Source organism: Citrobacter sp. MNAZ 1397 (assembly GCF_023613995.1).
Lineage (GTDB): Bacteria > Pseudomonadota > Gammaproteobacteria > Enterobacterales > Enterobacteriaceae > Phytobacter > Phytobacter ursingii.
This window is the reverse complement of record NZ_JAKIVH010000001.1, coordinates 177,007-199,463: the sequence shown is the minus strand read 5'-3', so window position 1 is coordinate 199,463 and position 22,457 is coordinate 177,007. Positions and strand designations below refer to the sequence as shown.

Sequence of the window (22,457 nt, the reverse complement as noted above, 5' to 3'; positions counted from 1 at the left end):
ATGGGTTTGTTCGATAAACTGAAATCTTTGGTTTCTGATGATAAAAAAGACACTGGAACCATTGAGATTGTTGCTCCGCTTTCCGGCGAAATCGTCAACATAGAAGATGTTCCGGATGTTGTATTCGCTGAGAAAATCGTTGGTGATGGCATCGCTATTAAACCAACTGGCAACAAAATGGTAGCGCCTGTTGACGGTACTATCGGCAAAATCTTTGAAACCAACCATGCCTTCTCTATCGAATCCGATAGCGGCATTGAGCTGTTCGTTCACTTCGGTATCGACACCGTTGAACTGAAAGGCGAAGGTTTCAAACGTATCGCAGAAGAAGGTCAGCGCGTCAAAGTCGGCGACCCGGTTATTGAATTCGATCTGCCGTTGCTGGAAGAGAAAGCCAAGTCTACCCTGACGCCGGTTGTTATCTCCAACATGGACGAAATCAAAGAACTGATCAAACTGACCGGCAGCGTTACCGTTGGTGAAACCCCCGTTATTCGTATTAAGAAGTAATTCTTGATGCATATAAAAATGGCACCCTTGCGGTGCCATTTTTGTTTGTTACGCCGGAAGAATCAGCTCGTCGTAGCCTTTCTCCAGCGTATAGCGCATAACGTCTGTCACGCGTGCGCCTGCACGATCCACCGCATCCGCCAGGGGTTTTCCCTGGACAATATTGCTGACCAGTTCAGAGCAGAACAGATCCCCGGTTCCTTTTAAATCCGCCGCAATTCGTGGGTGAGCACTTATTTCAACGCTCTCCTTCGTCACCAGAACCACATGAATGCAGTTTTCATCAGAAGGGACCGGCGCGCTGGTTATTGCGACCCACTGCAATGTGTCAGAGAGCAGCCCTTTCGCCGCTTCTACCGCGCTTTGCATGTCACGGCACCGTTTACCGCTCAGAATTTCGAGTTCGAAGACATTCGGCGTAATCCCCTGCGCCAGCGGCAACAAATGGCGGCAATAGGCTTCGGGAATTTCAGGCTTCACGTACATGCCGCTGTCGATGTCGCCGATTACCGGGTCGACAAGCACCGGCAGATGGGGATGCTTTTCTTTTAACGCTTTCAACCACCCCGCGAGAAGCTCAATCTGGCTGGCGCTGCCCATGTAGCCTGTTGTGACCGCTTTCAGTTCGCGCAAGATATCGCGCTCTTCCAGCGCCTGCAAATAGCCGCTGAACCACTCGTCAGGAATGATGCCACCATAAAAGGTATCGTAATGGGGCGTATTACTAAAAAGCACAGTTGGCACTGCCGTCACACTCAGACGGTGCTGGCGGATATTCGGTACCGCGATACTGTTGCCTACGCTGCCGTACACGACTTGCGACTGTACAGCAACGATATCGGTCTGCTGCGCACGCGTTTTGTCCCGAAATAAGATCATTTCCATACTAGATCCCTGCTCCCTGTGAATAGCTTTCTTCGCCAAATACGCCCGTTGAGAGATAACGATCGCCACGATCGCAAATGATAGCAACAACAACCGCGCCCGGATTTGCTTTCGCAATGCGCAGTGCGCCAGCAACCGCGCCACCCGAACTCACACCACAGAAAATACCCTCCTGTACCGCCAGTGCACGCATGGTATTCTCGGCATCACGCTGATGGATATCCAGTACTTCATCCACCAGCGAAGCATTGAAAATACCCGGCATATACTCCGCAGGCCAGCGACGAATGCCCGGAATGCTGCTTCCCTCTTCCGGCTGTAAACCCACAATAGCGACGGCTTTTTCTTGCTCGCGCAAAAAACGTGATACGCCAGTGATAGTCCCGGTCGTCCCCATACTGGAGACAAAATGGGTGATTCGTCCCGCCGTCTGTTGCCAGATTTCTGGCCCGGTGGTCGTATAGTGTGCGTAGGGATTGTCGGGATTATTAAACTGATCCAGCAGCTTGCCTTCACCGCGCTCAGACATAGATAGCGCCAGATCGCGCGCGCCTTCCATGCCCTGCTCTTTGGTGACCAGAATCAGTTCTGCGCCATAGGCGCGCATCGCAGCGCGACGCTCCTGACTCATGTTGTCCGGCATCAGCAGCTTCATGCGATAGCCTTTCAGCGCGGCAATCATTGCCAGAGCAATACCGGTGTTGCCACTGGTCGCTTCGATCAGGACATCGCCCGGTTTGATTTCGCCGCGCTTTTCCGCCTGCACAATCATAGATAACGCGGCTCTGTCTTTTACCGAGCCCGCCGGATTGTTCCCTTCCAGCTTGACCCAGATCTCGCTACCGTTATCAGGCCCAAGACGTTGCAGTCTGACCAGCGGCGTGTTGCCGATGGTTTGCTCTAATGTATTGTTCACTCACCCTGTCCAATAAAAAAGCCCGGTCGCGCATTCGCTTACCGGGCCTACAGGTCTGTGCGTTCTGATGCACTCCCTCATCCCTCTTCGACAAAACGAGGGCGCAAATACTATAAACAGCCCGAGGGTTGTTTTGCATTTACCGTGTAGGCCGGGTAAGCGCAGCGCCACCCGGCAACAATTTCAGATGCAATAACCTATCAGGCAGATTCTGCGAGAGCAAGCTCCTCGCGGTTTTCGATCCGCTCATTACCCGAGTAAAGGCGCGCATTCTGCAAACCGACAAACAGGCGTTCGCCGCGTTCTGGCGCGTCATTTCCGGTCAGTACCACGTTCAAAGGCTCGTCATGCCAGCCCAGCGGCTGTACCACCAGTTGGGTGTAATGACCTTTAGGAGTAGCTTCCAGCACCTGTACCGGCAGCGGGGAATCCAGGCTGGTACGGCGGCTGATGTCGACCTCCCACGGGCGCAGAAACAGATCGACCTCCCCCTGATGCGCAGGTGTGTAACCCAGCGGCCAGCGATGCGCCCCCACATGAAATTGGCCACCGCTGATGGTGCCTTTCAGACGGTTAACTTCGCCCATAAATTCCAGCACGAAGCGGGTAGCCGGCTCGCGCCACACCTGATTAGGTGCATCGGCCTGTTCAATATTGCCCTGGCTCATCACCACCACGCGATCCGCGACTTCCATCGCCTCTTCCTGATCGTGGGTCACAAAGACGCTGGTAAATTTCAGCTCTTCATGGAGCTGACGCAGCCAGCGACGGAGCTCTTTACGCACCTGCGCATCCAGAGCGCCAAAAGGCTCATCAAGCAGCAGAATCTGCGGCTCTACCGCCAGCGCACGCGCTAACGCAACGCGCTGTTTCTGCCCGCCGGAAAGCTGGGCCGGAAAACGATCTGCCAGATGAGCCAACTGGACCATTTCCAGCAGCCGGGTGACTTTCGCTTTGATGGTTGCGGAATCAGGACGCTCACGCCTCGGCAGCACGGTCAAACCGAAAGCGATATTGTCGAACACAGTCATATGGCGGAACAGCGCATAATGCTGGAAAACAAACCCCACTTTGCGCTCGCGCGCATGAATGCGACTTACATCCGTACCGTGAAAACGAATACGACCGCTGGTTTGATGCTCAAGACCAGCGATAATGCGCAGCAGCGTGGTTTTCCCGGAGCCCGACGGCCCCAGCAGCGCGACCATTTGACCCGAAGGGATATCCAGCGAGATATCATTCAGCACCTGGGTGCGACCAAACGACTTCTTAATATTGGCAATCTCAATGCTCATGATTTCCCTCCTGCCGCGCGCGTTTTTCTTGATTGTTCAAACGCCATTGCAGCGCACTCTTTAAAAACAAGGTCAAAATAGCCATCAGTGTCAGCAGGGCGGCTGCGGTAAATGATCCCACCGCATTGTAATCCTGCTCGAGTAATTCAATTTGCAGCGGCAGTGTGAGCGTCTCACCGCGAATGGAGCCTGACACGACGGATACCGCGCCAAACTCACCGATAGCGCGCGCATTAGTCAGTACCACACCATAGAGCAGCGCCCAGCGGATGTTTGGCAGTGTCACACGCTTAAACATCTGCCAGCCTGAGGCGCCCAGCAGGACCGCGGCTTCATCTTCCTGGCTGCCCTGGCTCAGCATGACAGGCACCAGCTCACGCACCACAAACGGACAGGTCACGAAGATAGTCACCAGCACCATGCCCGGCCAGGCAAACATAATTTGCAGGTTATGCGCATCGAGCCACGGACCCAGCGGACCATTGGAGCCATAAAAGAGCAGATAAACAAGACCCGCCACCACAGGGGACACTGCGAACGGAATATCGAGCAGCGTGAGCAGCAACTGGCGACCCGGAAAATCAAAGCGCGTCACCAGCCAGGCCAGTAACGTACCGAACACCAGGTTCACCGGAACCGATATTAACGCAACCAGCACCGTCAGCCAGATGGCGTGTAGCATGTCTGGATCGGTGAGATTCTGTAATACCGGCAGCAACCCTTTGCTAAAGGCCTGCACAAAAATGTAGACCATCGGCACCACAAGAATGAATGCGGAGACCACAATTCCTGTGCCAATCAGAAACCATTTCCCCCAGTTAATTCGGGAGCTGTCATAGCGTTTCAATTCAGTAACTTCCGCCATTAGTGACCTACCACACGTCGACCAAAACGACTTTGCAGCGTATTGATAGAAAACAGCAACAATAGCGAGGCCGCCAGAATCACTGACGCAATCGCACTGGCCGCCGGGTAATCAAACTCCTGCAGACGCACAAAAATCATCAGCGAGGTCACTTCGGTTTTCCACGCAATGTTCCCGGCGATAAAAATCACCGCGCCAAATTCGCCAAGGCTACGGGTAAAAGAGAGCGCCACGCCCGCCAATAGCGCCGGGGACAGTTCTGGCAACACGACCTTGCTAAAACTCTGCCAACGGGTTGCCCCGAGCGTCTCAGCCGCCTCTTCGTACTCCGGACCAAGCTCTTCCAGAACAGGTTGAACGGTACGCACCACAAACGGGATGCTGGTGAAGGCCATCGCCACCGCGATACCGAGCCAGGTATAGGTCACTTTGATATCGAACTTTGCCAGCCATTCGCCGTAAAAACCGTTGACCGAAAACAGCGACGCCAGCGTCAGGCCCGCAACGGCCGTGGGCAATGCAAACGGTAAATCCATCAGCGCATCCAGCAGCGTACGTCCTGGAAAGCGATAACGGGTCAAAATCCAGGCCATCAGCAGGCCAAACACGCCATTGAAAAGCGATGCCACCAATGCAGACAGCAGCGTCACTTTATAGGCGGCGACAACCTGTGGGTTACTGACAACATCCCAGTACTGCGACCAACTCATTTGCGCCAGTTGCATTACCAGCGCACTTAACGGCAACAGCAAAATCAGGCAGACAAACAGCAGGCTGGTCCCGAGACTTAAGGTAAAACCGGGCAGCACACGTCTGGAGGAGACTGCAAACATTACTTACGCCCCGCCGCCAACAATTTATCTAACTCACCGCCGCTGGCGAAATGTGTTTTCATCACATCAGGCCAACTGCCGAATTTATCTTCCACACGGAACAGCTCAGTCTGCGGGAATTTATCTTTCAGTTTGTCCATTACCTGCGGGTTATTCACGCGGTAGTAAAAGTCAGTGATGATGGTCTGTGCCTGCGGGCTATAGAGGTAGTTGAGGTAGGCTTTTGCTGCCTTCTCAGTGCCATTCGCCTCGACGTTTTTGTCGACCCACGCCACCGGGAATTCCGCCAGAATGTTGGTCTTCGGAATCACCACTTCAAAGCCCTGATCTTCATATTGCTTACGGATGTTGTTCACTTCCGATTCAAAGCTTATCAGCACATCACCCAGACCACGTTCCGCAAAGGTCGTAGTCGCACCACGACCCCCGGTATCAAATACTTCGACGTTTTTCAGGAACTGGGTCATGAACTGTTCGGTTTTTGCTTTATCACCGCCGTCCGCCTTGTCCGCCGCGCCCCATGCGCCTAAATAGGTATAACGAGCATTACCGGAGGTTTTCGGGTTCGGGAAAATCAGCTTCACGTCCGGGCGTACCAGATCGCTCCAGTCGTGGATATTCTTCGGATTGCCCTTACGCACCAGGAAACCCATGGTGGAATAAAACGGTGAACTGTTATTCGGCAAACGGCTCTGCCAGTCAGCCGGGATCAGGTTGCCTTTGTCATGCAGGATCTGCACGTCAGTCACCTGGTTGTAGGTCACGACGTCCGCTTTCAGGCCCTGTAAAATCGCCAGCGCCTGCTTAGAGGAGCCTGCGTGAGATTGTTTAATCGTCAGCGTGTCGCCTGCGTTATCTTTGGCCCATTGCTGTTCAAACGGGGTATTGAGGGCGGCAAACAGCTCGCGTGAAACATCATAGGAACTGTTTAACAACTCCGTTGCCTGCGCCTGCGAGACCAGTAAGGCCATCGCTGCCAGCGTCAGATATCCTTTTTTCAGTAAGTTAACGGCCATTGCGCACCCTTATAAGATGATGACGATACAACCATCAGTTTATTTATAACGGGTATGAAACCAGTAACGGTTTTATATACCGTTTGGTGCTTTGGAAGTTGAAAAGGGAATAAGGGTGCGGCCTGTTGTCCTCACCCCAACCCTCTCCCTGTGGGAGAGGGCAAAAAGGACTTACAGCGACAACAGGCGTTCTACAGAAGGAGCAAAATAGTAGCCGCCGGTCACCGGTTTGGTGAAACGCAGCATCGCGTCGCGTTTACCGTCAGCGTCGCCAAACATGCTCAGTAACTGCTGTTCAATGTTATATAAACGCGCACAATAGGCACAGAAATAGAGGCCGTGGGTTCCACTGGCAGTGCCGTACGGCAGGCTCTGACGGACAATTTTCAGACTCTTGCCGTCTTCTTTTAAATCGACGCGGGTCAGGTGTGAAGTGACCGGACGCGCATCACCATCAATCTCTTCGTTCGCCACTTTGGTGCGGCCAATCATCATCTCCTGGTCGCCGACACTCATGCGATTGAGCTGTTTGAGGTTATGTTCCCAGCGCTGTACCAGTACATAGCTGCCGCCAGCATCCACCCCGTCTTTGATGACGGCGACATCGCGACGTATTTCATCACCGGCCGGGTTTTCAGTACCATCGACGAAACCACTCAGGTCGCGGTCTTCAACCCAGCGAAAACCGTGAGTCTCTTCTTTCACTTCAAGGGTGTCGCCAAACGCGGCCAGCGCCGCCTGCGCGACGGAAAAATTGACGTCATGACGCAGAGAAAGGATATGGATAAGGACGTCGAACTGTGTGGCAGGAGCCAGACCTTTACCCAGCGGTGTAAAATTCTTCAGCTCTTGCGCGCCTTCGCCGCCGCTCAGCTCGCGCCAGGTATCATGGCCAAATGCCACCACCGCGCCGAGGGCCGCATCCGGGAATGTTGCCTGCAGCGTAGCCAGTTTGTCGATAAACATCCGACAGCCTTCACGCAGGCCACGCTTATCGCCTGTCACATTCGCTTCAATCCAAATCGCCGCACGGCAATGTTCTGGCAATATGCCGCTCTGAACCTGAGACATCATTCCTCCTGAAAAAAAGATGCCACGCAACCGTGGCATTGATGGGCGTATTGTACCCGTTTTTTGTTCAGGACGCGGCGCGTAGGATCAAATTAGCGACGCCAGATAATTTTGTTTAATTTCCAGCTTTTGAGCGCATCGTCAGACGGCATTAACCCTTCTGGACCACGCCAGTCGCCGGTAAACACATAGCTAATATGCGCACTGCCCGGCGCCTTACATTCAACACCTTTGACATCATCACCCGTCGCGGCGACACAATGACCAAATGCTTTATCGTAAAGCCCGCTAAATGCGGTGCCCGTCTTGACCCCGTTAGCCGTTTCAATACTGCTGTCGAGGACATCCACCTGGCTTACGGTGCCGTTTTCTCCATTCACCACCAGCGCAACCTTGTCGTCTTTTAACGCTTCAACGTAACGGACGATTTTGCCTTTCTCCGTTTTCATCCCGCTGCGCAGGTGATAATTACCGTTCAGCGCATCGTTGATCGCCTTTTCATCAAGCGCCGTATTCGCCGCGATCCCCCCAACGCCCTGTTCACTCACCTCGATGGATGAGCCAAACCAGTTCCAGGGCAAGGCTGCAGACCAGTTGACCGAAGAGAGCGTTGAACAACCGGACAATGCCAGTGCCAGCGCGCAGACGCTTATACGCAGGGATTTCATCTTTACATCCTTTCTTGTTAACTTGACGGCTATTGGAGTGCCGGAACAGTAAAAAGTGCCCGTTAATGATGATCTGGTTGAAAACAGGCCTGACAGCGAGGATTACTCAGCAGCCACACGAGCGCAATGATGTCAGCTACGACGAATCCCAGCCCGATGCCTGTTATCGCCTCGCCATTGAACCACAGCAGCGGCTGCCAGAGTAATAATGCGGCTTGCGCGATAATCAGCAACAGACGCATCACACGCCAGAGACGCGGCAAGAGGTGCCTGCGGCCACTCAGTAAAAAGGTGAAAACGGCCGGAACACCAGGCAACAGGCCCAGCCAGAAGGTGTCATGATCGGGATAAAACAGGGTTAACAGCGCATCACCCTGCCCCCTCGATGCTGCAGCAATCACAAATAAAACCCAGGTTCGCGCCTGTAATAACAATACACACCAGAATAAAAACGGCAGCCGCAAACGACCATGGCTGTCAAAATCAGCAGGTGTTAACTCAATATTCTTCATCTTCAATCAGGCGCTTACCTAAACTCAGCGAGTCAGCATGCTCATAGCCCAGGCGTTCATACATTCCCAGAACCACGTCATTGTCTTCACGTACCATGATATTGATTTTGGGGCAGCCACGGGCAATCAGCTTTTTCTCCAGACGGCTTAATAACGCATTGGCAATACCACGTCCGCGAAATTCCGGATGAACCCCCAGATAGTAAGCCGAACCACGGTGCCCGTCATAACCGCCCATGACGGTGCCGACGACTTCGCCGTTGACCTCGGCGACCAGGAACAGACTGACGTCGTGATTGATCTTACGTTCAATGTCCATTTCCGGATCGTTCCACGGGCGCAGCAGTTCGCAGCGCTCCCACAGGGTGATGACTTCTTCGAAATCTTCCTGGCGAAAAACGCGTATTTCCATGGTGTTACCTGCCCTTTTTTACGGTCAAAGAGAGATTATCGCGCGACCAGCCGCCGTAGCCAATATGCAGCGAAATCGCAGCAGGAAAATGGCATAATGTCACTCTGTCACGTATTGAAATGAAAAGTAAAACATTTCTTAGTAAGGACTGTCGTAACGGCAAACCCAATACGATATAACTCCAGGGACTACGGATAAGAAGAACAGGCTGTATGAGCACTTTCAAACCCTTAAAAATATTCACCTCGCGTCGTCAGGTTCTGAAAGCTGGCCTTGCCGCGTTAACGCTTTCAGGCATGTCGCGGGCTATCGCAAAAGACGATTCATCCCTTAAAACCAGTAATGGTCATAGCCAGCCGAAAGCAAAGAAGGCCGGTTCCCGGCGTATCGTGATGCTTGATCCGGGCCATGGCGGCATTGATACCGGCGCAATAGGCGGCAATGGTTCGAAAGAGAAACATGTTGTACTGGCCATCGCCAAAAACGTCCGTACTATACTGCGCAATCGGGGCATTGATGCGCGCTTAACGCGCACCGGCGATACCTTTATCCCGCTTTATGACCGCGTGGAGATTGCCCACCAGCATGGCGCCGATCTGTTTATGTCTATCCATGCAGACGGTTTTACCAACCCCAGCGCGGCAGGCGCATCGGTCTTTGCCTTGTCCAACCGCGGGGCCAGTAGCGCGATGGCGAAATACCTTTCCGATCGCGAGAACGCCGCCGATGATCTCGCGGGTAAGAAAGCAAAAGATAAAGATCATTTGCTGCAACAGGTACTGTTTGATCTCGTTCAGACCGATACCATTAAAAACAGCCTGACGCTCGGATCGCATATTCTGCGCCAGATTAAACCCGTACACCGTCTGCACAGCCGGAACACGGAACAAGCGGCTTTCGTGGTGCTGAAATCGCCATCCATCCCTTCGGTACTGGTGGAAACGTCGTTTATCACCAACCCGCAGGAAGAGAAGCTGCTTGGTACCACCGCATTTCGTCAAAAGATAGCCAATGCGATAGCTGACGGTATTATCAGTTACTTTAACTGGTTCGATAATCACAAGGCCCATTCGAAGAAACGCTGATGACCCTACCGGATACCCGCGACGTAAAATCCTTTCTGCTGACATTGCAGGATGACATTTGCCAACAGCTTTCCGCGCTGGATGGCACCGCTTTCGTTGAAGATGAGTGGCAGCGCGATGCCGGCGGCGGTGGCCGCAGCCGGGTTTTGCGTGAGGGCGCTATTTTCGAGCAGGCGGGGGTAAACTTTTCTCATGTCACCGGCAGCGCAATGCCCGCCTCGGCAACAGCACATCGTCCGGAGCTGGCCGGACGCAGTTTTGAAGCGATGGGGGTTTCGCTGGTGGTGCATCCGCGTAATCCGTATGTACCGACCAGTCATGCCAATGTGCGCTTTTTTATTGCCGAAAAACCCGGTGCCGACCCGGTCTGGTGGTTTGGTGGCGGGTTTGATATGACGCCCTTTTACGGTTTCGAAGAAGACGCCATTCACTGGCACCAGACGGCGCATGACTTGTGCCAGCCCTTCGGGAATGATGTCTATCCGCGCTATAAAAAATGGTGTGATGACTATTTCTTTCTTAAACACCGTAACGAGCAGCGCGGGATTGGCGGGCTGTTTTTCGATGATTTGAACACGCCGGATTTCGACACCTGCTTCGCCTTTATGCAGGCTGTTGGCAAGGGCTACACCGATGCCTATCTGCCGATTGTTGAGCGCCGTAAAGCTCTGCTTTTTGGCGAGCGCGAACGCGCATTCCAGCTCTATCGTCGCGGACGTTATGTGGAGTTTAATCTGGTGTGGGATCGCGGCACGCTGTTCGGCCTGCAAACCGGTGGGCGAACAGAGTCGATTTTAATGTCGATGCCGCCGCTTGTGCGTTGGGAATACAACTATCAGCCTGAAGAAGGCAGCCCGGAGGCTGCCTTAAGTGCGTTTATACAGGTTCGGGACTGGGTTTAACTTCCCGAGCAATCGCGAAGCCCGGGTAAAGCAACCGCCGCATCCGGGAAAACCCCGATGCGCTACGCTTATCGGGGTTACAAGATAGCGCTCCAGTTACAGCGGCTGTGTCTGCGCTTCTACCACCGCCAGCGCCACCATATTAACGATTCGCCTTACGGAGGCGATAGGCGTCAGGACATGCACTGGTTTCGATACCCCCATCAGCACTGGCCCCACCGTCACACCTTCCGAGCTGGATACCCGTAGTAAGTTGTAACTAATACGGGCGGCCTCGACGTTTGGCATAATCAGGATATTCGCCGAACCTTTCAGCGGGCTGTCCGGCATACGTTCATGACGGATACTCTCCACCAGTGCGGCGTCCCCATGCATCTCTCCGTCAATCATCAGGTCTGGCGCACGTTCACGCACCAGGTCGAGGGTTTCGCGCATTTTCAGCGCGGCGAGTGATTTTGAAGAACCGAACTGCGAATGGGACAACAGCGCCACTTTCGGCTCGATACCAAAGCGGCGCACGGTTTCTGCCGCCAGCAAGGTAATTTCCGCCAGTTGTTCAGCGCTCGGGTCTTCATTCACGTAGGTGTCAGCGATAAAGGTATTCCCGCTGGGCAACAATAAGGCGTTCATCGCCCCGGCCGCATGCACGCCTTCGCGGTAGCCGAAGATCTCCTGCACGACGCTAAAGTGTTCGTGATAATCACCAATGGTGCCGCAGATCATCGCATCCGCTTCACCGCGATGAACCATGATCGCGCCAATCACCGTGGTATCGCTGATCACCGCGCGCTGCGCCTGTTCCTGAGTGATACCGCGCCGTTTCATGATGCTGAAATACTCGGTCCAGTACTCTTTGAAGCGAGGGTCCGATTCATTGTTGACGATTTCAAAGTCAACGTTGGGTCGAATTTGCAGCCCCAGTTTCTGGATTCGCATTTCGATAACCCCCGGACGCCCCACCAGAATCGGCTTCGCCAGCCCCAGAGTGATCAGCTCCTGCGTCGCGTGCAGTACGCGTGGCTCTTCCCCTTCTGTCAGCACAACGCGTTTTGGCGCTTTACGTGCCTGCGAGAAGATAGGCTTCATAAACAGATTGGTTTTGTAGACAAACTCGGTGAGCTTGTCGACATACGCATCAAAATCAGCGATTGGTCGGGTTGCGACGCCGGAATCCATCGCCGCTTTTGCCACGGCGGGGGCGATCTTCACAATCAAACGCGGATCAAACGGTTTCGGGATCAGATAATCCGGGCCAAAGCTCAGATCCTGATCGCCATAGGCGGAGGCCACCACCTCACTCTGCTCGGCATGGGCCAGCTCGGCAATCGCATGCACTGCCGCCAGCTTCATCTCTTCGTTAATCGCCGTCGCCCCCACATCCAGCGCACCACGGAAGATAAACGGGAAGCAGAGTACGTTGTTGACCTGGTTAGGGTAATCGGAACGACCGGTACAGATGATCGCATCCGGGCGAACCTCTTTCGCCAGCGGTGGCAGAATTTCCGGTTCCGGGTTCGCCAGCGCCAGAATCAACGGCTGACGCGCCATTTTTTTAACCATCTCCGGCGTCAGCACTTTCGGCCCGGAGCAGCCGAGGAAAATATCCGCACCTTCGACCACATCGGCCAGCGTGCGCTTACCATCATCTTCCACCGCATAAGCCGCTTTGGTTTCCGCCATATTGGCTTCGCGGCCTTTGTAGATAACCCCTTTGGAGTCGCATACGACAATATTGTGTTTCTGCATGCCCAGCGCCACCAGCAGGTTCATACAGGCGATTGCCGCCGCCCCTGCCCCGGAAACCACCATGCGTACGTCAGAGAGAGTTTTCTCTACCACGCGCAGGCCGTTCAGAATGGCTGCGGTACTGATGATCGCCGTCCCATGCTGGTCATCGTGAAAAACGGGAATGTTCATGCGCTCGCGCAGTTTTGCCTCGATATAGAAGCACTCTGGCGCTTTGATATCTTCCAGGTTGATGCCACCGAAGGTCGGCTCCAGCGCCGCCACTACATCGATCAGCTTGTCCGGATCATGCTCGTCGACTTCGATATCAAAAACATCAATGCCGGCGAATTTCTTAAACAGAACGCCCTTGCCTTCCATTACCGGTTTCCCGGCAAGGGCGCCAATGTTGCCCAGCCCAAGTACGGCAGTGCCGTTTGAGACGACGGCAACAAGATTGCCACGCGCCGTATACTTGTAGGCTGCCAGCGGATCTTTCTCGATTTCAAGACAGGGCGCCGCAACACCCGGCGAGTAGGCCAGCGCCAGATCGCGCTGGGTGGCCAGGGGCTTCGTTGGCGACACCTGAATTTTCCCTGGATGCGGGAACTCGTGGAAATCGAGGGCACTTTGTTTGAGTTGGTCGTCCATTTGCTGTTCCTTTACGCGTATCTTTCAGATAATTGAAGCGTGATAACCGTCCTGATGCGCCGCCTAGTATGCCCTCAGCCACGCCCGCAAACTTTGAACACAACCAAACTCTGACCATGCCATAACAAAAATTGTTATCAATTCATAACACCAATGTTACAACCCGTTGAAAGCAAGACACTCCTGGTCTGCTATGCTTTTTTGTTATGCACAACACGATTCCGATAACAACACTCTCGAAATCATTCATATAACACCTTGCTTTTTAAGGAGTATTTTTCTATGAATTATTTAGACGGCATCAAACAGTTCACTACCGTGGTAGCCGATAGCGGCGATATTGAATCCATTCGACATTATCAACCCGAAGATGCAACCACCAACCCCTCTCTGCTACTGAAAGCAGCCTCGCTGGACCACTTTAAGCACTTGATTGAAGACGCAATTGTCTATGGCAAAAGCCATGGCAAAACCCAGGAACAGCAGGTCGCGGAAGCCTGCGACAAGCTGGCGGTCAATTTTGGTCAAGAAATTCTGAAAAGCATCCCCGGACGTGTTTCAACCGAAGTGGATGCACGTCTCTCCTACGATAAAGAGAAAAGCGTCGCCAAAGCCCGCAAGCTGGTACAGCTCTACGAGGAGTTGGGCATCGATAAATCACGCATCCTGATCAAACTGGCGTCGACCTGGGAAGGGATCCGCGCGGCGGAAATCCTCGAAAAAGAGGGGATCAAGTGCAACCTGACGCTATTGTTCTCCTTCGCCCAGGCTCGCGCCTGTGCCGAAGCCGGGGTATTTTTAATCTCCCCGTTCGTTGGCCGTATTTACGACTGGTATCAGCAACGTAAACCCATGGACCCTTACGTCGTGGATGAAGACCCCGGCGTGAAATCCGTGCGGAATATCTACGATTATTTCAAACAGCATCGCTACGAAACCATCGTTATGGGCGCAAGCTTCCGTCGTACGGAACAGGTGCTGGCGCTGGCAGGCTGCGACAGGCTGACCATCTCGCCTGACCTGCTTAAAGCCCTGCACGGCGAGGAAGGCGTCGTTGAACGAAAACTGGTTCCGACGTCGCAAACGTTCCCGCGCCCGGAACCCCTGACCGAAGCGCAGTTCCGCTGGGAACATAACCAGGACGCCATGGCGGTGGAGAAACTGTCGGACGGCATCCGCCAGTTCGCCGTTGACCAGCGCAAACTCGAAGATCTTATCGCCGCCAAATTTTAACCCTTAGCAAGGAGAGAGTTATGTCTCGTAAAGAGCTCGCCAACGCCATTCGCGCCCTGAGTATGGATGCGGTACAAAAAGCGAATTCCGGCCACCCTGGCGCACCGATGGGAATGGCGGATATTGCCGAAGTCCTCTGGAACGATTTCTTAAAACATAATCCGACAGACCCGACCTGGTATGACCGCGACCGCTTTATTCTGTCTAACGGCCATGCCTCTATGCTGCTCTATAGTCTGTTGCACTTAAGCGGTTATGACCTGTCCCTGGATGAGTTAAAAAACTTCCGTCAGTTGCATTCGAAAACGCCGGGTCACCCGGAGATTGGCTATACGCCAGGCGTCGAAACCACCACCGGCCCGCTGGGACAGGGGCTGGCCAACGCCGTCGGGCTGGCGATTGCCGAACGCACTCTCGCCGCACAGTTCAACCGTCCTGATCATGAGATTGTCGACCACTACACCTACGTATTTATGGGTGACGGTTGCCTGATGGAGGGGATTTCCCATGAAGTCAGTTCCCTGGCGGGCACCCTTGGGCTGGGCAAACTGATCGGTTTTTACGATCACAACGGGATCTCCATTGATGGTGAAACCGAAGGCTGGTTTACCGACGATACGGCCAAACGTTTCGAGGCCTACCACTGGCATGTGGTACATGAAATCGACGGACACGATCCCGAAGCCGTGAAAAAGGCCATTCTGGAAGCGCAAAGCGTTAAAGATAAACCATCGCTGATTATCTGCCGCACGGTCATCGGTTTTGGCTCCCCTAATAAAGCCGGGAAAGAAGAGTCCCATGGTGCTGCGCTTGGGGAAGAGGAAGTCGCCTTAACCCGGCAGAAACTGGGCTGGAAATACCCGGCATTTGAGATCCCAAAAGAGATCTATAAAGCATGGGACGCGCGCGAAAGCGGCGAAAAAGCGCAACAGGCGTGGAAGGAGAAATTTGCCGCCTATGAAAAGGCCTATCCGGATCTGGCTGCGGAATTTAAACGTCGCCTGAGCGGCGAACTGCCCGAAAACTGGGAGCAAACCACGCAGGCATATATTGAGAAGCTGCAGGCGGAACCGGCAAAAATTGCCACCCGCAAAGCGTCACAAAATGCCCTGAATACAATGGGTCCGGTGCTGCCGGAGCTGCTCGGCGGCTCCGCCGACCTTGCTCCGAGTAATCTGACTATCTGGTCGGGCTCCCATTCATTAAAAGAAGATCCTGCCGGGAACTACATCCACTACGGCGTGCGTGAATTCGGGATGACCGCAATCGCCAACGGCATCGCCCATCACGGCGGCTTTGTGCCGTACACCGCCACCTTCCTGATGTTTGTGGAGTATGCGCGCAACGCGGCACGTATGGCGGCGCTGATGAAAGCCCGACAAATCATGGTCTATACCCATGACTCTATTGGTCTGGGGGAAGACGGCCCTACTCACCAGGCGGTGGAACAACTGGCCAGCCTGCGCCTGACACCGAATTTCAGTACCTGGCGCCCCTGCGACCAGGTGGAAGCCGCGGTCGGCTGGAAACTGGCGGTCGAGCGTCATACAGGCCCGACGGCATTAATTTTGTCCCGACAAAACCTGGCGCAAATGGACCGGACTCCGGAGCAGGTGAAAGCGATCGCCAAAGGCGGTTATATCCTGAAAGATGCCAATGGCAAGCCGGATATCATCCTGATTGCCACCGGCTCTGAGGTTGAAATCACGGTAAAAGCGGCGGAGAAACTGACTGAGGAAGGGCATAAAGTCCGCGTGGTATCGCTACCCTCAACCGATATTTTTGATGCTCAGGATGAGCAATACCGCGAATCGGTCCTGCCTTCTGATGTCAGCGCCCGTGTCGCCGTTGAAGCCGGTATTGCCGATTACTGGTACAAATATGTCGGGCTGAAAGGCGCCATCGTCGGTATGACAGGCTACGGTGAATCCGCACCCGCCGATAAGCTTTTCCCGTACTTCGGTTTCACCGTGGAGAATGTGGTCGAAAAAGCCAAACGCGTGCTTAACGTGTGATCCACAGGGTGGGCCAGGCATCTGGCCCATGCCAGTTATCACATTCAGGCTCTTCGGCGTAACGCGTCAGGCGAAAGCGCTGGCCATCAAAACGCCAGCGCGTCATCACGCCGCAATCCGCTAACCCGCGTCCTTTGGCAAGCGTAGTCAATTCGCGGGTTTTCTCATCAAATCTGGCATTCATCAATTCCAGTTCATTCGTGCCGCGCGAAGGGGTAAACGGCAGGTGCAGACGTAGCGGACGTGAAGAGAACGGCTTTTCCCGCGACACCATCCAGGCTAAATCCACCGTGTTATACGCGCCTGCTTCACAATCAATAATCAGCAGGGCCTTATCATCCGTTAACGCGGTGACCCGGACCTCGCGGCGCATAGGATCAAGCGAACACTGGCTATTATTCATTCGCCAGTTGCCATAATCGAGTAAGTCATTGAGTTCTTGCTGCGTCAACGGGGAGGGGCTGGAGGCAGTGAGGGCGACTTCTTTAAGGGCCGGGGCCGGTGGTACGCTCAGCGGCGGATCGTCCCCTTTTTTAATCCACGCCGTTTCGCTACCGACGCGTTTTTGCTGGGCGTCGATAAACAGCAATGCCGCTTTTAACCCAACGAGGGAAATCATTCCCTTCCCGTCTTGCAGAGCAATCGCCTGGGCTTCCTGAATGGTTTGCAAAAAGTCAGCAATCGTCTGTGCGTTATCCGTCATTAAATGCCATGGGGTGATTTGCCAGCGTTGGGCGGCAAGCGCGAGCGGTTTACCGTCCAGGCGCAGACGCGGCGCAATCGGCGCCTCTTTTAAAGAGGGAAGCTCTTTGCCGCCCAGATCAATGCGCAAAGCGGCACTGGTTTGCGCCCCGGCGCTGCGTGCCAGGGTCATCACAAGCCCATGATGCTCACCCGTATTTCGGGCAACACAGAAATTTTGATTATTACAGGTTACTTGCCAGTCGGAAAAAGTCTGCTGTGCGGGTGCAGCCCACAGAAACGTTATCGGGCACACACCCAGAATGAAAGCAAGCAAAACGCGGTAACGCATGAACAAAACAGCCCCGGAAGAGAATCGCAACACACAACCTGCGTATCTTCGTGTTCCCGCGTCTGTCGCTCAATCGGATTTGTCGGATAGATTTATCTAAAATTTATTTTTTAACCTTAGCAAAATCAATACATTAGACCAGACGACTGTAAATATTGCAGTAAAATCACCGCCTTGCCGTCTCGTATCTCGCCGCTTTTCATCATTTCAAGGGCCTGTGCAAAGGGGAGTTCCAGCACCTCAATGTCCTCATCCTCGACGCCGCCGCCGCTATTAGCCCGGATGCTGTCGTCATAGCGAGCGATGAAGAAATGGACGATTTCGGTGACGCCGCCAGGAGACATATAGAGTTCGAAGACCTTACGAACCTCGCTCACCGCATATCCCGTCTCTTCAACGGCCTCTTTGCGAATACAGACTTCCGGTTCATCGTCGTCCAACAGGCCGGCGCAGGTTTCAATCAAGCGACCATCTTCGTTACCGTTAACCCAGGTTGCGACACGGAACTGGCGAATGAGGACCACGCTCTTCTTATCCGGGTTATACAGCAGGATCGTGGCGCCATTTCCCCGGTCATAGACTTCGCGTTTATGGCGAATCACGTCACCATTTTTGCGGGTCAGATCGTAGGTAATATTGCGAAGAATAAAATAGTTATCTGAAAGGACTTTATCTTTAATGACTTCAATGTTGAACGACATACCGACTCCACAACGTAATACGGTCACGCTCATATTACGCTGCGAAGCCGGTTTTGTCGCGACGGGTAATCAGTGACCTTTCGGGGCTTTAACGCCCAGCCAGTCCATCATCCCCTGCGCAGCATGGCGGCCTTCTGCCATTGCCGTCACCACTAAATCAGCACCGCGAACCGCATCGCCACCGGCGAAAATTTTCGGGTTGCTGGTCTGGTAACGGTAAACGCTGTTGACGTTAGCCGCGATACGTCCCCAGTCATCAACCTGCACTCCGTGTGTTTCCAGCCACGGCATGGAGTGCGGATTAAAACCAAACGCCATAATAACGGCATCTGCTGGCATCACAAATTCACTGCCTTCGATTGGCACCGGACGGCGACGTCCCTTCGCATCCGCTTCACCCAGTTGTGTGCGCAGCAGGCGAACCCCCGTGACGCTGCCCGACTCATCCAGCTCAAGCTGAACCGGCTGGACGTTAAATTCGAATTCAGCCCCCTCTTCCTTCGCGTTTTTTACCTCTTTTTTCGAGCCCGGCATATTGGCTTCATCGCGACGATAGGCGCAGGTCACTTTGCTGGCCCCATGACGCAGCGAGGTACGTACGCAGTCCATTGCCGTATCACCGCCCCCCAGCACCACCACATTCAACCCGGCGGTATTGATAAACGGCTCTTCTGGCGAATCCGGCAGTCCCATCAGTTGTTTGGTGTTGGCGATGAGGAACGGGAGCGCATCGTAGACACCCGGTGCGTCTTCATTCGGCAAATTCGCTTTCATCGACCGGTACGTACCGACGCCGACAAATACGGCGTCATATTCGTCAAGCAAGGTTGCCAGGGTAATATCCCGACCAATTTCACAGTTCAGTTCGAAGCGAATCCCCATTGTGCTGAAAATTTCCCGGCGACGCGCAAGCAGTGATTTATCCAGTTTGAAGGCCGGGATACCGAAGGTCAGCAGGCCGCCGATTTCCGGATGGCGATCAAACACGGTGGCGCTCACGCCGTTGCGCGCCAGCACATCGGCACAGGCCAGACCGGCAGGCCCCGCGCCAATGATCGCAATGCGTTTATCTACCGCAGCCACATGATTGAGGTCAGGCCGCCAGCCTTTTGCCAGCGCCTGGTCGGAAATATAGCGTTCAATATTGCCAATAGTGACCGAGCCGTAGTCGTCGCGAACAGTACAAGCCCCCTCGCACAAACGATCCTGCGGGCAGACGCGCCCGGTGACTTCCGGCAGGCAGTTAGTCTGATGGGATAATTCCACAGCCGCGGTGATATCCCCGGCTTTCACGCGTTCAATCCACTGGGGAATGTGATTGTGCAGTGGGCAGGTCCACTCACAGATGCTGTGTTCACCGCACTTAAGGCAGCGTTCCGCCTCCCGCTGGGCCTGATCGGCACGGAATGGCTGATAGATTTCAGCAAAACCCGTTTTGCGCGCCGCCAGCGCCAGCTTGTCTGGCTCTCCACGCGGCGATGTTTTGAGCATCTGTTTGACCTTGCGATCGTTAAACGCCGGGACCAGAGCCGCTATGCTGTGCCACGGCTGGGCTTCCTGGCTGGCCGCACGTATACGGCGCGCCTTCGCCAGGTCTGCAAGATCATCACGGCTGACGACCTGGATCGCGTCTGCCGGGCAACGTTGCGCACAGGCGGGGCCGTCGGCGCGGTCGACACAGAGGTCACATTTGTGTGCGGTAGCCTTTACCATGCCGTTCCCGACCGGAGTGACGAGGATTTGCATGGTGCCAAAGGGGCACGCCACCGCACAGGATTTACAACCGATACATTTGTCCTGGTTAACTTGCACCGAATCATTTACACGACTAATTGCGCCGTTCGGACAACTGCGGGCACAGGGGGCGGCTTCACAATGATGACATGTTACCGCGCTGCGCTGGCGTTTATTCTTTACGACCGTAATTCGGGGATGAAAATGTTCGTGACTTAAAACGTGCTGTTCCTGATTATGCGCCATTACACACGCCACTTCGCAGGCACGACACCCTATACATTGCTGGCTGTTAGCCATAATAAAACGATTCATGGCGACCTTCTTTTCTGGTTTAATAAACCTTATTTTTTATATGACCAATGTATTTACCTGGGCTATTCAACGCAGGCAATGTACATTTGCCCAGAAGCGTTACTTAATTGTCACGGGCATGTTGCAGATCAATTTATCGTGGCAAAAATAAAAATTAGTCTCATTTGATGAGCCGGCCGGCGATGCACTTCGTCCGACACTCTTGGATAGCGGGAACTGCTGTTGTGACTGTAAAACGACCTGTTTCATCCAGCCTTGCCAGAGCCTTTTTTTATATCGTCTTGCTTTCGCTACTCTCAACGGGAGTGGCGTTATTGACGCTTGCCAGCAGTCTGCGCGACGCAGAAGCCGTTAATATCGCCGGTTCTCTGCGTATGCAAAGCTATCGTCTGGGGTATGACCTGGAACGTGGCGCCACAGAATTAAATGCCCATCGCCAAATCTTTCGCCAATCGCTGAACTCACCGGTTTTACGCACATTAAATCGCTGGTATGTGCCTGAAATTGTTGGGCAACGCTATGCGCAATTGCAGGAAAGCTGGCAGGAGATGGATGCCCGATTAGGCGCAGCGGACACCGTATGGTATCAGCAAAATATTCAGCAATATGTCGAGAACATCGACCAGTTTGTTCTGGCGTTGCAACACTATTCGGAACGAAAAATGTTGCTGGTGTTGGGTATTTCGCTCATCGGTGCGATGGGGATTTTCCTGCTGGTCTTTTTCACGCTAAGGCGTATTCGCCAGCAGGTCGTCAAACCCCTTACGCAACTGGTAGTGGCCAGCCAGGAGATTCAGCAAGGACATTTTACCTATCCGTTACTCAATACCCATCTGGATAACGAACTGGGGCTCCTGGCGTCCACTTTTGACCGCATGTCGGGTGAATTGCACAAACTCTACCGCACACTCGAAGCGCAGGTCGCAGAGAAGACGCATGATCTGCAGGAAGCCCATCGACGCCTCGAAGTGTTGTATCAATGTTCGCAGGCGCTTAACACCAGCCAGATCGACGTGATGTGTTTTCGTCACATTCTGCAGATAGTCTACGAGCACGAAGCGGCAAGCTATCTGGAGCTAACGATGGGCGATCACTGGTCTATTCATCACGGCGAAGCGCAGGAAGACCTTCCGATTAACACGTTACCGGTCGGCATGCAGGACAACGTTTTTGGCGAGTTACGCTGGCAAAGCACCCATGTCCAGGCCTCTATACCATTGCTGCAAAGCGTAGCCACTATTATGGGACGCGGGTTCTATTTTAATCAGGCGCAAAAACAGCAGCAGCAACTGATGTTGATGGAAGAACGCGCCACCATCGCCATGGAACTTCATGATTCTCTGGCACAGGTGCTTTCTTACCTGCGTATTCAACTGGCATTGCTCAAACGGGCGGTACCCGAGGAAAACGCGCCCGCCCAGACCATCATCGCCGATTTTTCACGCGCCCTGAACGATGCCTGGCGTCAACTGCGGGAATTATTAGCGGCCTTCCGTCTGACGGTCTCCAAAAGCGATCTGCCCGCCGTACTGAATGAAGCAATGGAACACCTGCAGAGCCAGACCACTGCGAAGCTCGAACTCGATTGCCGTCTGCCGACGCTTATGCTGGATGCCCAGCAGCAGGTCAATATCCTGCAGATAGTGCGCGAAGCGGTTATTAACGCGATTAAGCATGCAGATGCCACTACCATCACCGTCAGTTGCGTGACTGACCCGGACGGTCAGTATTCCGTTTATATACGCGACAACGGCAAGGGAATCGGCAGTACTGATGAGCCTCAGGGACACTACGGATTGAACATTATGCGCGAACGAGCAAGTCGTCTTGGCGGTACGCTGACCTTTGCACGCCCAACCGGCGGCGGGACATTAGTCGAGCTTCGTTTCCCGGCGCCACGCAGTCTCAAAAGTCAGCAAACGTAAGGAAAAGAAAAGAATTCCAGAAATGGAAGAAGCAAAACGGAGATTAAAGGTACTCTGCATAATTGTGCCTTGAAAAAGAATGATAATTTACATTTTCTCCTTTTTTTCTCCACGTTTGCTTTATCTGTTCCCGCTACATTGAGCACACACTCATT

Annotated in this window: 20 protein-coding genes; 6 read left to right on the top strand and 14 right to left on the bottom strand. The window is 53.7% G+C overall.

Annotated elements, in window-relative coordinates; genetic code table 11:
• Positions 1-510, top strand: coding sequence for a PTS glucose transporter subunit IIA (crr, locus tag L2097_RS00870; protein ID WP_039079736.1), 510 nt, complete (start codon positions 1-3; stop codon positions 508-510).
• Positions 511-558: 48 nt separating this feature from the next.
• On the opposite strand, the gene pdxK is transcribed toward crr, so the two are convergent.
• From pdxK to L2097_RS00820, 10 genes are all read right to left on the bottom strand, one after another.
• Entirely contained in the window at positions 559-1,395 is an 837-nt protein-coding gene (gene pdxK / locus L2097_RS00865; protein ID WP_250351948.1) for a pyridoxine/pyridoxal/pyridoxamine kinase, read from the bottom strand.
• 1 nt (position 1,396) lies between these two features.
• Complete coding sequence (gene cysM / locus L2097_RS00860; protein ID WP_047369356.1) at positions 1,397-2,311, bottom strand: cysteine synthase CysM; 915 nt, start codon at positions 2,309-2,311, stop codon at positions 1,397-1,399.
• Positions 2,312-2,511: 200 nt separating this feature from the next.
• Positions 2,512-3,606, bottom strand: coding sequence for a sulfate/thiosulfate ABC transporter ATP-binding protein CysA (cysA, locus tag L2097_RS00855; RefSeq protein WP_047369355.1), 1,095 nt, complete (start codon positions 3,604-3,606; stop codon positions 2,512-2,514).
• Positions 3,596-4,471, bottom strand: coding sequence for a sulfate/thiosulfate ABC transporter permease CysW (gene cysW, locus L2097_RS00850; RefSeq protein WP_047369354.1), 876 nt, complete (start codon positions 4,469-4,471; stop codon positions 3,596-3,598). The genes cysA and cysW overlap by 11 nt, the downstream gene beginning before the upstream one ends.
• The gene (gene cysT / locus L2097_RS00845; RefSeq protein ID WP_047369353.1) at positions 4,471-5,304 is read right to left on the bottom strand and encodes a sulfate/thiosulfate ABC transporter permease CysT; all 834 of its coding nucleotides are present in this window, start codon (positions 5,302-5,304) and stop codon (positions 4,471-4,473) included. The genes cysW and cysT overlap by 1 nt, the downstream gene beginning before the upstream one ends.
• Positions 5,304-6,320 (bottom strand): sulfate ABC transporter substrate-binding protein, encoded by a 1,017-nt coding sequence (locus L2097_RS00840; protein ID WP_047369352.1) that lies wholly within the window; start codon positions 6,318-6,320, stop codon positions 5,304-5,306. Before L2097_RS00840 ends, cysT begins: the two co-directional genes overlap by 1 nt.
• 171 nt (positions 6,321-6,491) lie before the next feature.
• The gene (locus L2097_RS00835) at positions 6,492-7,391 is read right to left on the bottom strand and encodes a Dyp-type peroxidase (RefSeq protein WP_250351947.1); all 900 of its coding nucleotides are present in this window, start codon (positions 7,389-7,391) and stop codon (positions 6,492-6,494) included.
• A 92-nt stretch (positions 7,392-7,483) separates the two neighbouring features.
• Positions 7,484-8,059: an RpoE-regulated lipoprotein gene (locus L2097_RS00830; RefSeq protein ID WP_085005463.1), complete on the bottom strand. Its 576-nt coding sequence runs from the start codon at positions 8,057-8,059 to the stop codon at positions 7,484-7,486.
• A 62-nt stretch (positions 8,060-8,121) separates the two neighbouring features.
• Positions 8,122-8,571: a DUF2919 domain-containing protein gene (locus L2097_RS00825; protein WP_085005462.1), complete on the bottom strand. Its 450-nt coding sequence runs from the start codon at positions 8,569-8,571 to the stop codon at positions 8,122-8,124.
• Positions 8,558-8,983: a GNAT family acetyltransferase gene (locus tag L2097_RS00820; protein WP_047369348.1), complete on the bottom strand. Its 426-nt coding sequence runs from the start codon at positions 8,981-8,983 to the stop codon at positions 8,558-8,560. Before L2097_RS00820 ends, L2097_RS00825 begins: the two co-directional genes overlap by 14 nt.
• A gap of 212 nt (positions 8,984-9,195) precedes the next feature.
• Here L2097_RS00820 and amiA point away from each other — a divergent pair, with 212 nt between their 5' ends.
• Positions 9,196-10,068: an N-acetylmuramoyl-L-alanine amidase AmiA gene (gene amiA / locus L2097_RS00815; RefSeq protein WP_047369347.1), complete on the top strand. Its 873-nt coding sequence runs from the start codon at positions 9,196-9,198 to the stop codon at positions 10,066-10,068.
• Positions 10,068-10,970 carry an oxygen-dependent coproporphyrinogen oxidase gene (gene hemF, locus L2097_RS00810; protein ID WP_047369346.1) on the top strand — a complete coding sequence of 301 codons (903 nt, stop codon included), beginning with the start codon at positions 10,068-10,070 and terminating at the stop codon, positions 10,968-10,970. Before amiA ends, hemF begins: the two co-directional genes overlap by 1 nt.
• 96 nt (positions 10,971-11,066) lie before the next feature.
• Here the strand turns inward: hemF and maeB are convergent, their stop codons facing one another.
• The gene (maeB, locus tag L2097_RS00805) at positions 11,067-13,346 is read right to left on the bottom strand and encodes an NADP-dependent oxaloacetate-decarboxylating malate dehydrogenase (RefSeq protein WP_250351946.1); all 2,280 of its coding nucleotides are present in this window, start codon (positions 13,344-13,346) and stop codon (positions 11,067-11,069) included.
• Positions 13,347-13,628: 282 nt separating this feature from the next.
• Between maeB and tal the strand changes: the two genes are divergently transcribed.
• The gene (gene tal / locus L2097_RS00800; protein ID WP_250351945.1) at positions 13,629-14,579 is read left to right on the top strand and encodes a transaldolase; all 951 of its coding nucleotides are present in this window, start codon (positions 13,629-13,631) and stop codon (positions 14,577-14,579) included.
• Between the two features lie 20 nt (positions 14,580-14,599).
• Positions 14,600-16,594 carry a transketolase gene (tkt, locus tag L2097_RS00795; RefSeq protein WP_250351944.1) on the top strand — a complete coding sequence of 665 codons (1,995 nt, stop codon included), beginning with the start codon at positions 14,600-14,602 and terminating at the stop codon, positions 16,592-16,594.
• Here tkt and L2097_RS00790 read toward each other — a convergent pair.
• The 3 genes from L2097_RS00790 to aegA form a co-directional block, all read right to left on the bottom strand.
• Positions 16,584-17,627 carry a DUF1176 domain-containing protein gene (locus L2097_RS00790; protein WP_250351943.1) on the bottom strand — a complete coding sequence of 348 codons (1,044 nt, stop codon included), beginning with the start codon at positions 17,625-17,627 and terminating at the stop codon, positions 16,584-16,586. The genes tkt and L2097_RS00790 overlap by 11 nt on opposite strands.
• A gap of 125 nt (positions 17,628-17,752) precedes the next feature.
• Positions 17,753-18,328 (bottom strand): GDP-mannose pyrophosphatase NudK, encoded by a 576-nt coding sequence (gene nudK, locus L2097_RS00785; RefSeq protein WP_250351942.1) that lies wholly within the window; start codon positions 18,326-18,328, stop codon positions 17,753-17,755.
• Positions 18,329-18,397: 69 nt separating this feature from the next.
• Positions 18,398-20,377 carry a formate-dependent uric acid utilization protein AegA gene (gene aegA / locus L2097_RS00780; RefSeq protein WP_250351941.1) on the bottom strand — a complete coding sequence of 660 codons (1,980 nt, stop codon included), beginning with the start codon at positions 20,375-20,377 and terminating at the stop codon, positions 18,398-18,400.
• Positions 20,378-20,601: 224 nt separating this feature from the next.
• Here aegA and narQ point away from each other — a divergent pair, with 224 nt between their 5' ends.
• Positions 20,602-22,302 (top strand): nitrate/nitrite two-component system sensor histidine kinase NarQ, encoded by a 1,701-nt coding sequence (narQ, locus tag L2097_RS00775; RefSeq protein WP_250351940.1) that lies wholly within the window; start codon positions 20,602-20,604, stop codon positions 22,300-22,302.
• Positions 22,303-22,457 lie beyond the last annotated feature (155 nt).

Coding starts and splice junctions, on each gene's coding strand:
- L2097_RS00835 (WP_250351947.1), bottom strand. CDS start 7,391: ATGTCTCAGGTTCAGAGCGGCATATTGCCAGAACATTGCCGTGCGGCG.
- crr (WP_039079736.1), top strand. CDS start 1: ATGGGTTTGTTCGATAAACTGAAATCTTTGGTTTCTGATGATAAAAAA.
- cysA (WP_047369355.1), bottom strand. CDS start 3,606: ATGAGCATTGAGATTGCCAATATTAAGAAGTCGTTTGGTCGCACCCAG.
- L2097_RS00840 (WP_047369352.1), bottom strand. CDS start 6,320: ATGGCCGTTAACTTACTGAAAAAAGGATATCTGACGCTGGCAGCGATG.
- L2097_RS00820 (WP_047369348.1), bottom strand. CDS start 8,983: ATGGAAATACGCGTTTTTCGCCAGGAAGATTTCGAAGAAGTCATCACC.
- hemF (WP_047369346.1), top strand. CDS start 10,068: ATGACCCTACCGGATACCCGCGACGTAAAATCCTTTCTGCTGACATTG.
- amiA (WP_047369347.1), top strand. CDS start 9,196: ATGAGCACTTTCAAACCCTTAAAAATATTCACCTCGCGTCGTCAGGTT.
- aegA (WP_250351941.1), bottom strand. CDS start 20,377: ATGAATCGTTTTATTATGGCTAACAGCCAGCAATGTATAGGGTGTCGT.
- pdxK (WP_250351948.1), bottom strand. CDS start 1,395: ATGGAAATGATCTTATTTCGGGACAAAACGCGTGCGCAGCAGACCGAT.
- cysT (WP_047369353.1), bottom strand. CDS start 5,304: ATGTTTGCAGTCTCCTCCAGACGTGTGCTGCCCGGTTTTACCTTAAGT.
- tkt (WP_250351944.1), top strand. CDS start 14,600: ATGTCTCGTAAAGAGCTCGCCAACGCCATTCGCGCCCTGAGTATGGAT.
- cysW (WP_047369354.1), bottom strand. CDS start 4,471: ATGGCGGAAGTTACTGAATTGAAACGCTATGACAGCTCCCGAATTAAC.
- L2097_RS00830 (WP_085005463.1), bottom strand. CDS start 8,059: ATGAAATCCCTGCGTATAAGCGTCTGCGCGCTGGCACTGGCATTGTCC.
- L2097_RS00790 (WP_250351943.1), bottom strand. CDS start 17,627: ATGCGTTACCGCGTTTTGCTTGCTTTCATTCTGGGTGTGTGCCCGATA.
- L2097_RS00825 (WP_085005462.1), bottom strand. CDS start 8,571: ATGAAGAATATTGAGTTAACACCTGCTGATTTTGACAGCCATGGTCGT.
- maeB (WP_250351946.1), bottom strand. CDS start 13,346: ATGGACGACCAACTCAAACAAAGTGCCCTCGATTTCCACGAGTTCCCG.
- tal (WP_250351945.1), top strand. CDS start 13,629: ATGAATTATTTAGACGGCATCAAACAGTTCACTACCGTGGTAGCCGAT.
- nudK (WP_250351942.1), bottom strand. CDS start 18,328: ATGTCGTTCAACATTGAAGTCATTAAAGATAAAGTCCTTTCAGATAAC.